Raw genomic sequence first — 17531 nt, 5'->3', positions numbered from 1 at the left:
TAAAAGCCGGGGTTTGGTTAAGATAGCAGCAAAAACAGGGGGTTATATTTTAAAACAAAAAACAGGCCAATGTTATTATTCTGTTACAAAATATATAAAAAATGCATTAATATTAATCATTTAATAACCAATGTTAATAATTTCAAATTAATTTTACTTTTTTGTTTAATTATGTGACGCAGATCACAAAGTAAGATCTCATTTCAGACAAAAGTCACTTGCAAAAAGAGGATTTTTGTTATTGCACGAACAGGTAAAAACCTTTCCCTCTGTCTGACAATGCTGAGGCGATATCACAGCAATTGCGTTACTCTGATAGCTGAAACGTTTTGTGCTGTACGTTCTTCTGTTGGGCAGTGGATAAATGAATTGAAAAAAACTAAATCTCATCTGCTGTTTTTACCGGTTTATTCACCTAAGACTAATTATCTGAAATCATACGTTGCCAATATACGTAGTAATTATTGGAAAAAATAAATCAATTTATATTTGCCGCTTCCCCCTTTCCAGAGAGACAAATGAACAGTGAAAGTGTGGTGGTATTATGCAAAGTGGTAGACGTCGCGATGCATCTTGAAATCTATTGGGTATAAGTGCAATGCCGTTAGTCAGGAAGTAAATATATTCGTATTCTTTTAAATAATTCATCCGGTGTTTTCCCATTCTGTATTTTTCGGGAGTAATTATTTGATCGGTTTACCGCAATATTTATTTCCTTAGCAGAAACTTCATTAAAGCCGGTTCTCTTTAGAAAGTATTGTCTAATTAACCCATTTTTTAATTTTTCCTCTTTTTTCATAGAGACCATGGTGTTTACGATAGGGTTTTCTGGTAATTCGGAGGTGTTGCCATAAATCACATTGTTTTATTATGATATAATTAAGTTGTTTTTGTTTAAAATTATTTATGGTGTTGAATATAATTGTGATTATATTCTTTCATGATCTAATTATTACAGTGTGGTATTTTATCAGGTTTTTTAATTTATATTTTCCTATTTGTGATATTTACATTGGTGGCATATTTTTACCATTGAAAAATAATATATTATGAATTATTTTAATCTGATGTTATATTTTACGTAATTGAGCTTAAAAGTTTTTTTACCAATGTTGAATAAGTTGTATACCCAATGGATTTCAAGATAGATTGCGACGGCAAGGGAGCGAATCCCCGGGAGCATAGATAACTCTGTGACCGGGGTGAGTGCAGCCAACAAAGAGGCAACTTGAAAGATAACGGGTATATTTGAAATTGGGATACCGGTTCATTATCAGAGTGGAAGAGATATTTTACAGGTGATTATCAAAGTCATATTTTGGTGATTCAAGATGAATTATTTTTTAAATATTTAATGTCTTTTGGAAATAATTTTAATTTGATATTAGTAGGAAGTGGATAAATTATATACCCAATAGTTTTCAAGTTGCAGTGCGGCGGCAAGTGAACGCATCCCCGGGAGCATAGATAACTCTGTGACTGGGGTAAGTGAACGTAGCCAACAAAGCAGCAGCTTGAAAGATGAAGGGTATAACAATGATTTGATGTTTATGTATAATCAATGCAGTTAATGATTCCATTTTTTATTATGGAATTCAATGTCAGATAATAAAAATAGCAGAAAATTAAAGGCGTTTATCCGAAAAGTCGGAATAAAAAAGAATGTCTTATTCTAGGTCATGAGATGAATTATTTATTCCGTTATCGAGGAGGTTAGCGTCGAGGAATGACTCATTGGTTGTTATTAACCGGGCTATGGCATCCAGTATCTGAGTATCTTGAATTAATGTCAGACGTGTCCGTTTTTATTTCTTGGGGGCAAGAAGTAAGAGAAAAACATTGATGATAACTGTCATTGTTGACAGTTATCAAATTTCTAACAGATTCGTTGAGGTAATAAATGAAAGATAGCATTACTGAAGCAGGAAATACTCTTCAGACTCAGACGTCAGAAAATATAATCAACATAAATAACACTTCACAACAAATTCAGAATGTAAAGAATATTCCCCAGGTGTTTACATCTAGTGAATCATTTTGGTGTGATCGCCTTGCCTCTTTGCAACCCTTACAGTTACCTTTCGAAATCACCGGGAAACAGATAGAACCCAGATGGGTAATGAGTCCCTGGCAGCCTCCGTTGCCAAAAAATGATGAAGAGGACTCTCTACGGACACTATTGCAGGCATTCGTTATCTATCTTGCACGTTTGACTCATCAGACCGAATTCCAAATCGGTTGGTGCGTGGAAATAAACGATAACTCGGCAGATTTGGCGCCGGTGGTACCCATGGTCATTGAGGTGGCGTTTGATGATCTCTGGAGTGTGATTGCTGACCAGATTGATGACGAGCTTGATCGGTTGAAACAGCACCATACATTTAGCCGAGAGCTCTTTTCCCGCTCTTCTTTATTGCGAGCTATCCCGGCATTAACAAGCAGCCAGCCGTGGCAGGTCGCTGTTTCTGTGATACAGGATGACAGGCAGCATGATCAAGAGGTACCCGGCGAATTGCTGACCCTTCAGATTAATGCGCAGGGTGGTAGTTTTCGGTGGATCTACGATAAGAACCGTCTGAGTGAGGAAGTAGTTCAGCGGATGAGCGAACACTTACAGGTGTTGGCATTGTCGAAAAAGGGCGGTGATGAAATCCCCGTCGGGCAGCTTAATTTATTGCTGGAGGCTGAACGGACATTGCTGCTAGAAATCTGGAATCCCATTGAAACTCCCTATCCTGACCTGTTATGTATTCATCAGTTATTTGAGCAACAAGCGGAACAAGCCCCAGAAGCCACAGCGTTGGTGTATCAAGAGCAGACTCTCAGCTATGCTGAACTGAATATCCGCGCCAACCGCCTGGCCCATCAACTGATTGCATTGGGGGTTGCGCCGGACCAGCGGGTGGCAATTTGTGTAGCTCGTTCCCCGGCAATGGTGGTAGCGCTGCTGGCGGTGCTGAAAGCGGGTGGGGCTTATGTGCCGCTGGACTCAACTTATCCGGGAGAACGGCTGGCATATATCCTGAATGATGCGGCTCCGTCAGTGGTCTTGGCTGATGCGACCGGGAAGGCAGCGCTGGGTGAACCAGCGTTAGCCGGGCTGACGGTACTTGACCCAAATACTCTACCTGACCAACCGGATAGTAATCCATTAGTGACTAAGCTGACGCCCCAACATCTGGCGTATGTGATTTACACCTCCGGCTCCACCGGGCAGCCAAAAGGGGTAATGGTAGAGCATCAGGCTATTTATCAACGTTATCTGGGTTTTAATGACACCTATGCCGTTACGGCGCAAGACCGGGTATTGCAATTTGTCGCGTTTGCGTTTGATGTTTCTGTGGAAGATTTCTTCTCGTCATTATGCAACGGAGCCACGTTGGTCATGCGTGATGATAGCTGGCTGGCTTCTATACCGGAATTTATTGCTTTAACCCGGCAATATCGTATTACGGTGATGTCGTTGCCGACTTTATTCTGGTCTGAATTGGCAGCCAGAGGCACTGGATTACCGCTGCCAGATTGTCTCAGGCTCATCATCATTGGGGGTGAGACGGTAAAACAGCACGCTGTTCAGGACTGGTTTGCACAGGAAGGCCAGCGACCCCGGCTATTGAATGGTTATGGTCCGACGGAAAATACCGTGACAGTGACCTATAAGGATGTGTTATCACCGGCGGATGCGCGTTCTATTGGCCGACCGGCTAAAAATGCTCGCATCTACCTGTTGGACAAAGATGGGCAACCGGTGCCATTAGGCTGCACTGGCGAAATGTATATTGGTGGCGTGGGGGTAGCACGGGGTTATCTGAATCGACCTGCCTTAAGTGCAGAACGTTTTATGCTAGACCCTTTTAGTCCGGTATCCGGTGCGCGGATGTATCGTACCGGGGATTTGGCCCGCTACTTGCCAGACGGTGATTTGGAGTTTCTGGGCCGTAACGACGAGCAAGTTAAAATCCGCGGCTTCCGGGTTGAGCTGGGGGAAATTGAAACCCGGTTGGTGGAATATCCGGCGGTACAAGAGGCGGTGGTGCTGGCACTGGATGACGGGCAGAGCAAACGGTTAGTCGCCTATGTGGCGGTGGAAGCACATGAGCATGAGGGGTTGGCTGCTCGTTTGCGTGAACACTTGAGTACCCGGTTGCCGGATTATATGGTACCGGCGGCCTTTGTGCGTCTGGATAGCTTCCCGCAGACCCCGAATGGTAAGTTGGATCGCCGGGCGTTACCGGCGCCAGGAGAGGAAGATTTTGCCCGTCAGATTTATGCAGCCCCGCAGGGTGAGGCTGAGATTATGCTGGCAGCACTTTGGCGTGAGTTGCTGGGGATTGAGCAGATTAGCCGACATGACAGCTTTTTTGCACTGGGGGGACACTCATTGCTTGGCGTGCAGATGATTGAACGTTTGCGTCACCGGGGGTTAACACTGACGGCGCGCGATCTGTTCGAGTCTCCGGTGCTGTCTGAACTGGCCCAAGCGTTGGGACGGCACCAGGCTGTGATGGTACCACCTAACGTCATCACCCCGGCAACTACGGCGTTGACGCCGACGATGTTGCCGCTGATTGATCTGACCCAGTCTGAGATTGAGCACATCGTTGAACAGGTGCCGGGAGGGATCGCCAATATTCAGGATATTTATGCCTTGTCGCCGTTGCAGGACGGTATCCTGTTCCATCATTTGTTGGAAAAAGAAGGCGACCCTTATCTGGTGCTCTATCCAGTGGCCTTTGCTAACCGGTCTCTGCTGGACCGTTATCTGGCGGCGGTGCAACAGGCGGTTGATCGCCATGACATCCTGCGGACGGCTTTTATCTGGCAAGGATTGTCTGTCCCGGCACAGGTGGTTTTGCGTCGGGCGCGGTTGCCAGTGACGGAACTGACGCTAGACCCGGCTGACGGCCCAGTGATTGACCAGTTAACCCGGCGTTTTGATCCGGATCAGCATCGTCTTGATCTGAGTCAGGCACCGTTACTGCATTTTGTTATTGCTCAGGAAACCGATGGTCGCTGGTTCTTACTGGAATTGCAGCATCATTTGATCGGTGACCATGAAACGATGGAAGTGATGCATCGTGAAGTGCAGGCGTATTTTTCTGGGCAAGCAGATTGCCTACCTGCGCCGGTTCCTTTCCGTAATCTGGTGGCTGAGGCCCGGCTGGGGGTGAGTCAGAAAGCCCATACCCGTTTCTTTACCGACATGTTGGCGGACGTGGATGAACCAACGCTGCCGTTTGGATTCACGGAGGTGCATCGTGATGGATCGCAGGTGATTGAATCACATCGGATGCTGACAGTCGGGTTGAATGACCGTCTTCGCCATCAGGCCCGACGTTTGGGTGTTAGTCTAGCCGCCTTGTGTCATCTAGCCTGGGCGCAAGTGTTGTCGCGTACCAGCGGGCGGGAGAAAGTGGTGTTTGGCACCGTCCTGTTTGGGCGTATGGCGGTGGCGGAAGGGGCTGACAGTAGTATGGGGTTGTTTATCAATACCCTGCCATTGCGGCTGGATATTGATGAGACTCCGGTACGGGACAGCGTGCGTGCGGTGCATTTACGACTGGCTGGGTTGCTGGAGCATGAGCATGCTTCACTGGCGCTGGCCCAGCGTTGTAGTGGGGTTGTCAATGGTGCGCCACTCTTTAGTGCCCTGTTGAATTATCGACATAATTATCAGCCGGTGACTTCGGATGAAATGATGGACGGTATCGAATTCTTGGGTGAACAGGAGCGAACCAACTATCCGTTTGTGCTGTCGGTAGAGGATTTTGGTGAATCTCTGGGGCTGACTGCTCAGGTGGTACAGCCGTTTGAGCCGGATCGGCTATGCGGTTATATGCAACAGACTTTGGAAAGTCTGGTAGAAGTGCTTGAACAGGCCCCAGAGACGCCGGTACGTGCATTGAATATCTTGCCTGAAGCGGAGCAGAAGTTATTGCTGGAAACATGGAATGTCACCGAAGCACCGTATCCTGAACAGTTATGCATTCATCAGTTGTTTGAACAACAGGCAGCGAAAACTCCGCAAGCGACGGCGCTGATAGCGGGAGATAAGACCCTCAGTTACGCAGAACTGAATGCCTGTGCTAACCGTTTGGCCCGTCAATTGATTGAACAAGGCGTTTGCCCGGATGAACACGTTGTGATCCTATTGCAACGATCAGTTGAGCTGGTGGTAGCCCAGTTGGCTATCCTCAAGGTTGGTGCTGTTTACGTACCGATAGATCCCAATGTGCCGGACGAACGGCGAAATTGGTTGATAAATGATTGTTCAGCTAAGTTGCTGATTACTGATGCGCAATCTGATATTCCGGTCGGTCTCTCTGTTCCGCTATTTCGTCTCTCTGATGAGAAAAATGCGGATGGCGTTGAAGAGGGGATAAACCTTAATTTACCGCGTTCCAGCACCGGGTCAGCCTATATCATGTATACCTCCGGCTCAACCGGCCTGCCAAAAGGGGTAATAGTACCGCATCGTGCGGTGGTTCGGTTGGTCATCAATAATGGCTATGCGGCAATCGGAGCAAATGATCGGGTGGCCTTTACGGCCAATCCCGCTTTTGATGCCAGCACATTTGAAGTGTGGGCACCTTTGCTTAATGGCAGTGCGCTGGTGGTTATCGACCATGATACTTTGCTGACACCGCAGGAGTTAGTGCAGGCTTTACAGGCTCACCATATTACTGTTCTGTGGCTGACTATCGGGTTGTTTAACCGGTTAGCGGTGGAGCTGTCCCCGGTCCTTCCGCAGATAAAAATTCTGATTTTTGGGGGGGATATCCCCGATTTGCATGTGATTGCTCAGGTTCTGGATAACCGTCCACCACAACAATTATTACAGGCTTATGGTCCGAGTGAAGGAACCACCTTTACCACAATGTATCCTATCAAGGCGTTACCGCAGGGTGTGACTCGGATTCCGATTGGTCGGCCAATCGCTAACACGCGTGTTTATCTGTTGGATGCTTATGGTCAACCGGTGCCGTTGGGAGCGACCGGAGAGATTTATGTTGGCGGAGACGGGGTTGCTTGTGGTTATCTCAATCGCCCTGAATTGACGGCTGAGCGTTTCCTGATTGATCCATTTAGTGATCAACCGAATGCACGTATGTACCGGACCGGGGATTTAGCACGCTATTTGCCGGACGGTAATTTGGAATTCCTTGGCCGTAATGACCAACAGGTCAAAATCCGTGGTTTCCGAATTGAACCAGGAGAAATTGAGGCTCATCTGGTAGAACTCCCTGTAGTGCGTGAGGCTGTTGTTTTGGTGTTGGGTGACGGTCAGGACAAGCGGCTGGTTGCTTATGTAGTGGCGCCAGAGGATGAAGAGGGGCTGGTTAATAATTTACGTGCTCACCTGAGCGCTATTTTGCCTGATTATATGGTGCCGTCAGCGTTTGTGCGTCTGGATGCGTTTCCATTAACTCCGAACGGTAAGTTGGATCGTCGTGCGCTACCGGCACCTGATAATGAAGCCGTTGCCCGTCAGGTTTACGAAGCGCCTCAAGGAGAAACGGAGATTACCCTGGCGGCGATTTGGCGTGAATTACTGGGAATAGAACAGGTTAGCCGACATGACAGCTTTTTTGCGTTAGGCGGCCATTCCCTGCTCGCGGTGCGGATGATTGAACGCTTACGTCATCTGGGGTTGACATTGGCGGTGCGTGATCTGTTCCAGTCGCCGGTGTTGTCAGAGCTGGCTCAAATGTTGGGGCGGCATCGGGCTATAATGGTGCCTGCTAATGTTATTATGCCAGCAACCACGGTATTAACACTGGCAATGTTACCGCTGATAGATCTGACTCAGCCAGAGATTGACTCTATTGTCGGACAAGTGCCGGGTGGGGTTGCCAATATTCAGGATATCTATGCCTTGTCGCCATTACAGGACGGTATTTTATTCCACCATTTACTGGCAAACGAAGGTGATCCGTATTTGTTAGCGAGTCAGATGGTCTTTGCTAATCGGATTTTGCTGGATCGTTATCTGACGGCGGTGCAACTGGTGGTTGATCGTCATGATATTCTGCGGACTGCCTTTATCTGGCAAGGATTGTCTGTCCCGGCTCAGGTAGTCTGGCGTCAGGCATCTTTGTCGGTGACTGAATTGATGCTGGACCCGGTTGATGGGCCGGTTAGTGATCAACTGGCGCAACGTTTTAACCCTCGTCATTATCGTCTCGATTTAAGTCAGGCACCGCTGTTGCGTTTTGTGGTGGCACAGGAAACCGATGGCCGCTGGTTTTTACTGGAATTGCAACATCACCTGATTGGTGACCATACCACAATGAAAGTGATGAACCGTGAAGTGCAGTCCTATTTTTCCGGGCAAATGGACCGCTTGCCTGACCCGGTACCGTTCCGCAATCTGGTAGCTGAGGTCCAACTGGGGATGAGTCAGGCAGAGCACACCCGTTTCTTTACCGACATGTTGGCGGATGTGGATGAGCCAACGCTGCCGTTCGGATTGGCAGAGGTGCATCGTGATGGATCGCAGGAGATAGAATCTCACCGGATGCTGACGATCGAGTTGAGTGACCGTCTTCGCCATCAGGCCCGGCATTTGGGCGTCAGTTTGGCGGCTTTGTGTCATCTGGCTTGGGCACAAGTACTGTCATGTACCAGTGGTCAGGAGAAAGTGGTATTCGGCACGGTGTTGTTTGGCCGTATGGCAGCGGGAGAAGGTGCTGATAGTGGGATGGGGCTGTTTATTAATACCCTGCCATTGCGTCTGGATATAGATAATACTCCGGTACGTGACAGCGTGCGGGCGGTGCATCTACGACTGGCTGGGTTGCTGGCGCATGAGCATGCTTCACTGGCGCTGGCCCAGCGGTGCAGTGGGGTTGCCAGCGGTACGCCACTCTTTAGCTCCTTGTTGAACTATCGACATAATGATCAGTCGGGAAATTCCGATGAAACGCTGGACGGTATTGAATTCCTGGGCGAACAGGAAAGTACTAACTACCCCTTTGGACTGTCGGTAGAGGACGATGGGTCCACTTTGGGGCTGATCGCTCATGTGGTGCAGCCGTTTGAACCGGATAGAATATGCGATTATATGCAGCAGGCGTTGGTGAGTCTGGTGGAAGCCCTTGAACAGACCCCGGAGACGCCAGTACGAGCGTTGAACATCTTGCCTGAAATGGAACGTACGCTGTTGTTGGAAACCTGGAATGCGACAGAAACCGCGTATCCTGACGCGTTATGTATTCATCAGTTGTTTGAGCAACAGGCAGAGAAAACCCCGGAAGCTACGGCTCTGGTGTATCAAGAGCAGAGTCTCAGTTATGACGAATTAAATGCCGGTGCTAACCGTCTGGCCCATCAGCTCATTGCACTGGGGGTTGTGCCGGATCAGCGGGTGGCGATTTGCGTGACACGCTCACCGGCTATGGTAGTGGCACTGTTGGCAGTGCTGAAAGCGGGTGCGGCTTATGTGCCGCTGGATTCAACCTACCCGGCGGAACGTCTGGTGTATATCCTGAATGATACGGCTCCGTCAGTGGTATTAGCGGATGTAATCGGACGAGCAGCACTGGATGACAAGGCGTTGGCCGGGGTGACGGTACTTGACCCAAATATCCAGCCTGATCAGCTGGACAGCAACCCGCAGATCCCGGCGTTGATGCCACAGAATCTGGCTTATGTTATTTATACCTCTGGCTCCACCGGGCAGCCTAAAGGGGTGATGGTGGAACATCAGGCGCTGTATCAACGCTATTTGGGGGTTAATGAACGCTATGCTATTACCGAGCAAGACCGAGTGTTGCAATTTGCTGCTTTTGCGTTTGATGTTTCAGTGGAAGAGTGCTTCTCGTCACTATGTAACGGGGCTACGCTGGTTATTCGGGATGACAGTTGGCTGGCTTCGATGCCGGAATTTATTGCTTTAACTCAGCAAAACCGCATCACGGTTCTGTTTCTGCCGACTTTATTCTGGTCTGAACTGGCGGCCAGAGACAACGGATGGCCGCTGCCAGATTGTCTCAGGCTGATCATCATTGGTAGTGAGGCGGTGAAAAAGAACGCTATTCAGGACTGGTTTACGCAAGAAGGCCATCGACCCCAGCTATTGAATGCTTATGGCCCAACGGAAAATACTGTGACGGCGACCTGTAAGGAAATATTATCCTCTGCGGATGATCGTTCTATAGGCAGGCCGATTAAAAATACCTGTATCTACCTACTGGACAGATACAGCCAGCCAGTGCCATTAGGCTGCATTGGCGAAATGTATATTGGTGGCGTGGGGGTGGCACAGGGTTATCTGAACCGGCCAGAATTGAGTGCAGAACGTTTTATGCCGGACCCCTTTAGCCCGGTATCCGGTGCGCGGATGTATCGCACTGGGGATTTGGCCCGCTACCTGCTGGATGGTGAGTTGGAATTCCTGGGCCGCAATGACCAACAGGTTAAAATTCGCGGTTTCCGGGTTGAGCTGGGGGAAATTGAAACCCGGTTGGTAGAACACCCAGCGGTACAAGAGGCTGTAGTGCTGGCGTTGGATGATGAGCTGGGTAAACGGCTGGTTGCCTATGTAGCGGCGGAAGCGTATGAGAGATTGATTGTTGACTTACGTGAACATCTGAGTGCCGTTTTACCTGACTATATGATACCCGCAGCCTTTGTACGCCTAGACACTTTCCCACAGACCCCGAATGGTAAGCTGGATCGCCGGGCATTGCCTGCACCGGGGGAAGAGGTGTTTGCTCGTCAGGTCTATGAAGCCCCGCAAGGGAAGATAGAAGAGATGTTGGCAGCTGTCTGGTGTGAACTGCTGGGCGTTGAACAGATAAGTCGGCATGATAGCTTCTTTGCGCTGGGCGGCCATTCACTACTCGCTGTGCGCATGATTGAACGATTGCGGCGTATTGGTTTGGGCATATCGGTACAAACGTTATTTCAACATCCAACACTTTGTGTTTTGGCACAGTCTCTGGGTCAGCATAATGAAATTCGGGTGCCGGACAATTGTATTACACTGGATACTACGGTGCTGACACCCGATCTGCTGCCGTTGGTTGATCTGACCCAGTCTGAAATTGATCACATCGTCGAGCAAGTGCCGGGCGGGATAGCGAATATTCAGGATATCTATGCGCTATCGCCGTTGCAGGATGGCATTTTATTCCACCATCTATTGGAAAAAGAGGGTGATCCGTATCTGTTAGTCACCCAGATGGTTTTTGCTGCCCGATCTCTGTTGGATCGTTATCTAACGGCGGTTCAACGGACAATTGATCGGCATGATATTTTACGTACCGCCTTTATCTGGCAAGGATTGTCAGTTCCGGTGCAGGTGGTTTGGCGTCAGTCCCCATTGTCAGTGACGGAGTTGACACTGAACCCGACGAACGGTCCGGTCAGTGACCAGTTAGCCCGGCGTTTTGATCCGGGTCAGTATCGTCTGGACCTGAGTCAGGCGCCGCTATTGCGTTTTGTCATTGCCCAAGAAACCGATGGTCGCTGGTTCCTACTAGAATTGCATCATCATTTGATCGGCGACCATGAAACGATGGAAGTGATGCACCGTGAAGTACTGGCATATCTGACGGGTCAGGAGGACAGCCTGCCTGCGCCGGTTCCTTTCCGCAATTTGGTGGCTCAGTCTCGGTTAGGTGTCAGTCAGGAAGCGCATACCCGCTTCTTTACCGATATGTTGGCAGAGGTGGATGAACCGACTCTACCATTCGGGTTGACGGAGGTGCATCGTGATGGTTCGCAAGTGGTGGAGTTTCACGGGATGTTGGCTCCTGAGCTGAATGATCGTCTGCGTAGTCAGGCTCGGCGTTTGGGCGTCAGTTTGGCGGCGTTGTGTCATTTGGCTTGGGCGCAGGTATTGTCGTGCACTAGTGGTCAGAAGAACGTGGTGTTTGGTACGGTGCTGTTTGGGCGTATGCAGGCGGGAGGGAGTGCTGAGAATGGCATGGGGTTATTTATCAATACGTTGCCATTACGGCTGGATATCGATGAGACCTCGGTACGGGATAGCGTACAGGTAGCACACACCCGACTCGCCGGATTATTAGAACATGAGCACGCTTCACTGGCACTGGCTCAACGTTGCAGTGGTGTGCAGGGTGAGATCCCACTCTTTAATAGTCTGTTGAACTATCGACATAATGCCTTGCCGGAAACGTCAGATGAATTGATAAGCGGTATTGAATTTTTTGGCGGACAGGAGCGGACCAACTATCCGTTTGTACTGTCGGTGGAGGATTTTGGTGAGTCACTGGGGCTGACGGCTCAGGTAGTGCAACCGTTTGATCCGGAAAGCCTATGCGGTTATATGCAACAGGCGTTGGAGAGTCTGGTGGCGGCGCTTGAACAAGCGCCAGAGAAGCCGGTACGTGCATTGAACATCTTACCTGAAGTGGAACAGAGGTTATTGCTGGAAACGTGGAACACGACTGAAGCACCATATCCTGAGCAACTATGCATTCATCAATTGTTTGAGCAGCAAGCGAAGAGAACCCCAGAGGCGACGGCACTGATATTGGGAGATAAACCCCTGAGCTATGCGGAGCTGAATGCTTGTGCTAACCGGTTGGCTCGTCAGCTAATCGAACAAGGGGGATGTCCCGGTGATCATATTGCGACCTTGTTCGCACGCTCCATTGAACTGGTAATCGCTCAACTAGCAATTCTCAAAGTCGGCGCTGTTTACGTACCGATAGATCCCAGCATACCGGATGAACGGAAAAATTGGTTGATAAACGATTGTTCAGCTAAATTGCTGATTACTGATGGGCAATCTGATGTTCCGGTTGGCCTCTCTGTTCCGCTGTTTTATCTCTCTGATGAGACAGATATGGTCAGAGAGGAAGATCGCATTAACCCTGATTTACCACGTTCTAGCGCCGAATCCGCGTATATCATGTATACCTCCGGTTCAACTGGCTTGCCAAAAGGGGTAATCGTGTCGCATCGTGCAGTGGTCCGGCTGGTCATTAATAATGGCTATGCTGAAATCGGACCGGATGACCGGGTTGCCTTTACGGCTAATCCGGCTTTCGATGCCAGCACGTTTGAAGTTTGGGCGCCGTTGCTCAACGGCGGTGCTTTGGTGATTATCAACCATGCTACCTTATTGACACCACAAGAGTTAGTACAAGCTTTACAAGCTCACCGCATCACGGTTCTTTGGTTGACTATCGGGTTGTTTAACCGGCTGGCGGCAGAGTTATCCCCGGTTCTTCCGCGGATTAAGATCCTGATTTTCGGGGGAGACATACCCGATTTACATGTGATTGCTCAGGTTCTGGATAATCGTCCGCCACAACAATTATTGCAGGCTTATGGTCCAAGTGAAGGTACCACCTTTACTACGATTTACCCTATTGAGGCGTTACCGCAGGGAGTGACTCGAATTCCCATTGGTCGGCCAATCGCTAACACACGGGTTTATCTACTGGATGCTTATGAACAGCCAGTACCACTAGGAGTTATCGGCGAGATTTATGTTGGGGGAGATGGGGTGGCTCTGGGTTATTTCAATCGCCCTGAGTTAACCGCCGAACATTTCCTAGTTGATCCGTTTAGTGACAATCCGGATGCGCGCATGTACCGGACTGGGGATTTGGCTCGTTATCTGCCGGACGGTAATTTGGAATTCCTTGGTCGTAATGACCAGCAGGTCAAAATCCGCGGTTTTCGGATTGAACCGGGGGAAATTGAGACGCGTTTGGTAGAGCACCCGGCGGTACGTGAAGTTGCTGTGTTGGCGCTCGATGATGGGCAGAATAAACGGCTGGTTGCCTATGTAGTGGCGTCAGAGGATGAAGGGTTAGTGAGTAGTTTGCGAGATCACCTGAGCGCCATTTTGCCTGATTATATGGTGCCGTCAGCGTTTGTGCGTCTGGATGCGTTTCCATTGACTCCGAACGGTAAGTTGGATCGTCGTGCGCTACCGGCACCGGATCATGAAGCTGTTGCCCGTCAGATTTACGAAGCGCCACAAGGAGAAACGGAAATTGCCCTAGCGGCGATTTGGCGTGAATTACTGGGGATTGAACAGGTTAGCCGGCATGACAGCTTTTTTGCGTTGGGCGGCCATTCCCTGCTCGCGGTGCGGATGATTGAACGCTTGCGTCCTCTGGGGTTAACATTGGCGGCACGTGATTTGTTCCAGTCTCCGGTGCTGTCAGATTTGGCTCAAACGTTGGGTCAGTATCAAGCCGTGATAGTACCGCCTAATGTCATTACATCGGCAACTACGGCGTTGACGCCGGTGATGTTGCCGCTAATAGATCTGACTCAGCCAGAGATTGACCGTATCGTCGGTCAAGTACCGGGTGGGGTTGCCAATATTCAGGATATCTATGCTCTGTCACCGTTGCAGGACGGTATTTTATTCCACCATTTACTGGCAAACGAAGGTGATCCGTATTTGCTATCCGGCCAAATGGCATTTGCTGATCGAACTCTGCTGGATCGTTATCTGGCAGCGGTACAACAGGTGGTTAATAGACACGATATCCTGCGGACCGCCTTTATCTGGGAAGGGCTATCAGTGCCAGCTCAGGTGGTTTGGCGTCAGGCATCCTTGTCAGTGACTGAACTGACATTGGACCCGACTGATGGATCGGTTAGCGAGCAATTGGCTGAACATTTTGATCCTTGCCACTATCGCCTTGACCTGAATCAGGCACCGTTGTTGCGGTTTGTGGTGGCACAGGAAATAGATGGACGTTGGATTGCCCTGCAATTGCTGCATCATCTGATTGGTGACCATACCACGCTGGATGTGATGAACAGCGAGGTTCAGGCGTATCTTGCCGGACAAGAGGACAGCCTGCCTTCCCCAGTATCTTTCCGTAATCTGGTGGCTCAAGCCCAATTGGGGGTGAGTCAGGAAGCCCATATCCGCTTCTTTACCGACATGCTGGCTGAAGTGGATGAACCAACGTTGCCATTCGGATTGACAGAGGTGCATCGTGATGGTTCACAGGTGACGGAATCGCACCGGATGTTGGCTCCTGAGCTGAATAGCCGTCTGCGTAGTCAGGCCCGGCGTTTGGGTGTCAGTTTGGCGGCTATGTGTCATCTGGCTTGGGCGCAAGTGTTGTCGCGTGCTAGCGGGCAGGAACAGGTGGTGTTCGGTACCGTAGTATTTGGGCGCATGGCGGTGGGGAAAGGCGTTGACAGTGGTATGGGGCTGTTTATCAATACTTTGCCGCTACGGTTGGATATCGATGATACGTCGGTGCGTGATAGTGTACAGGTAACACATACCCGACTGGCGGGATTGTTAGAACATGAGCACGGCTCACTGGCGCTGGCTCAGCGTTGTAGTGGTGTACAGGATGGCGCTCCACTCTTTAGCGCCCTGTTGAATTACCGGCATAATGATCAGTCGATGACTTCCGATGAGATTGTACAAGGCATTGAATTCCTTAACGCGCGGGAGCTTACCAACTATCCGTTTGCCTTATCGGTAGAGGATTTTGGTGACGCATTGGGGCTGACGGCGCAAGTTGTCCAGCCATTTGAGTCAGAACGGGTATGTGGTTATATGCAACAGGCATTGGAGAGCCTAGTGGAAGTGCTGGAACAGGCCCCGGAAACGCCGGTGCGGGTATTGGAGATCTTGCCAGAAGCGGAACGGAAACTGTTGTTGAAAACCTGGAATGCCACAGAAACAGCGTATCTTGACCAAGGGTGTATTCATCAACTATTTGAACAACAGGTGGAGAGAACGCCTGATGTCACAGCGTTGGTCTATGAAGAGCAGACGTTTAGCTATGCAGAACTGAATGCTTGTGCTAACCGGCTAGCTAATCAACTGATTGAGTTGGGTGTTGAACCGGACCAGCGAGTAGCGATTTGTGTAGCACGTTCACCGGCAATGGTGATGGGATTGCTGGCAGTGCTGAAAGCGGGAGCAGCCTACGTGCCGCTAGATCCGGATTATCCGGGCGAACGTCTATTGTATATTTTGGCTGATGTTTCACCGGTTATTTTATTGGCCGATGTCGCCGGGCGTACAGCGCTGGGCGAAAAAGCACTTGCCGGGCTGACGGTACTTGATCCGAATGTATTGCCTGACCAGCCGGACAGTAATCCGCAGGTATCTGAATTGACCTCACGGCATCTGGCCTATGTGATTTACACCTCAGGTTCTACTGGTACGCCGAAGGGAGTGATGGTTGAACATGGGCAACTGGTCAATCAAATTACTTCGCTGAACACGAAATGGTTGTTTAATGCATGTGACCATATATTACAATTTTGCAACCTCTCTTTTGACGTTTGTGCATCAGAAATATTTTGCGCAATAACACAGGGGGCACGATTAGTCTTGAGGACAAATCAGTGGGTCCTTAGTGCACAGGAGTTCTGGCGTCTGTGTGAATCCTATGAAATTACATATATTGCGGTACCTGCCCAATTCTGGCGGATAATATCAAATGCTAATGAAGGCGATATCTATAAGGGCTTAAGGATTATTTGCATTGGAGGGGAAGCGATATCTGATCATGAGTTGCAACGCTGGTTATTGGTTCACCGTGAATACCCGGTTTTGGTTAATTGCTACGGTCCTACAGAAACCACGATTACATCGACGATGTCCTGTCTGAACAAAACGGTAGGGCAGGCCAATATCATTGGTCGTCCACTGCCGAATACACGTGTTTACTTGCTGGGCGTTGATGGTCAGCCAGTACCGCCAGGAGCGGTGGGAGAATTGTATATTGGCGGAGTCGGTGTCTCACGGGGTTATCTCCATCGTCCTGAGTTAACGGCTGAACGTTTTCTGACTGATCCGTTTAGTGATGATCCGGGTGCACGCATGTACCGCACCGGGGATTTGGCCCGCTACCAGCCAGACGGCAACCTGGAATTCCTTGGCCGTAATGACCATCAGGTGAAAATCCGCGGATTCCGTGTTGAACTGGGGGAAATTGAGGCCCGGTTGATGGAGCATCCCGCGGTAAGAGAATCCGTTGTGTTGGCACGGGGTGAAGGACAGGATAAACATTTAGTCGCCTATGTAGTGGCGCAAGCGAATGAGGGGCTAGTTAATAGCCTACGTACCCACCTGAGTACAATTTTACCTGATTATATGGTGCCGTCAGCCTTTGTGCGCTTGGATGCGTTTCCGTTGACCCCTAATGGTAAATTGGATCGTCGTGGTTTACCGACACCGGACAATCAAGCCTTTGCCCGTCAGGTTTACGAAGCACCACTCGGAGAAATAGAAACTGCATTGGCAGAGATTTGGAGTGAGTTATTGGGCGTTGAGCCGGTCAGTCGGTACGATAGTTTCTTCGCACTGGGCGGCCATTCATTACTCGCTATGCGAATGACAAACCTTGCTGCTGGTCGGGGCTTGGTTTGTACATTGAATGCGTTGTTCCAATTCCCGGTACTGACTGAACTGGCCGCAAAAATCACATCAGATTCGCTGTCCCAGCCACAAAACAGTGCCATATCGGTGCGACTTGATGGAACAGAGCAGCCATTGTTCTTTGTTCCCAGTGGAATGGGGGACTATTCCTATGTCTTCGGGCTGGCTAACCATC

The 17531-nt window shown here is 49.6% G+C and carries 1 protein-coding gene and 1 pseudogene; one reads left to right on the top strand and one right to left on the bottom strand.

The window, feature by feature from the left end:
- Positions 1 to 604: 604 nt before the first annotated feature.
- Positions 605 to 775 (bottom strand): annotated as a pseudogene (locus tag EAE89_RS23825) (IS30 family transposase); the annotation flags it as partial.
- Positions 776 to 1900: 1125 nt separating this feature from the next.
- On the opposite strand from EAE89_RS23825, the gene EAE89_RS21125 reads away from it, so the two are divergent.
- Positions 1901 to 17531: non-ribosomal peptide synthetase (locus EAE89_RS21125; protein WP_214086534.1), on the top strand; the 15631-nt coding region annotated here is incomplete at its 3' end.

Origin of the sequence: Photorhabdus heterorhabditis (assembly GCF_018448905.1) — a bacterium.
In the GTDB taxonomy this organism is placed as follows: Bacteria; Pseudomonadota; Gammaproteobacteria; order Enterobacterales; family Enterobacteriaceae; genus Photorhabdus; species Photorhabdus heterorhabditis.
Note: the sequence above shows the minus strand (reverse complement) of the source record. Positions and strands in the feature narration are given on the sequence as shown.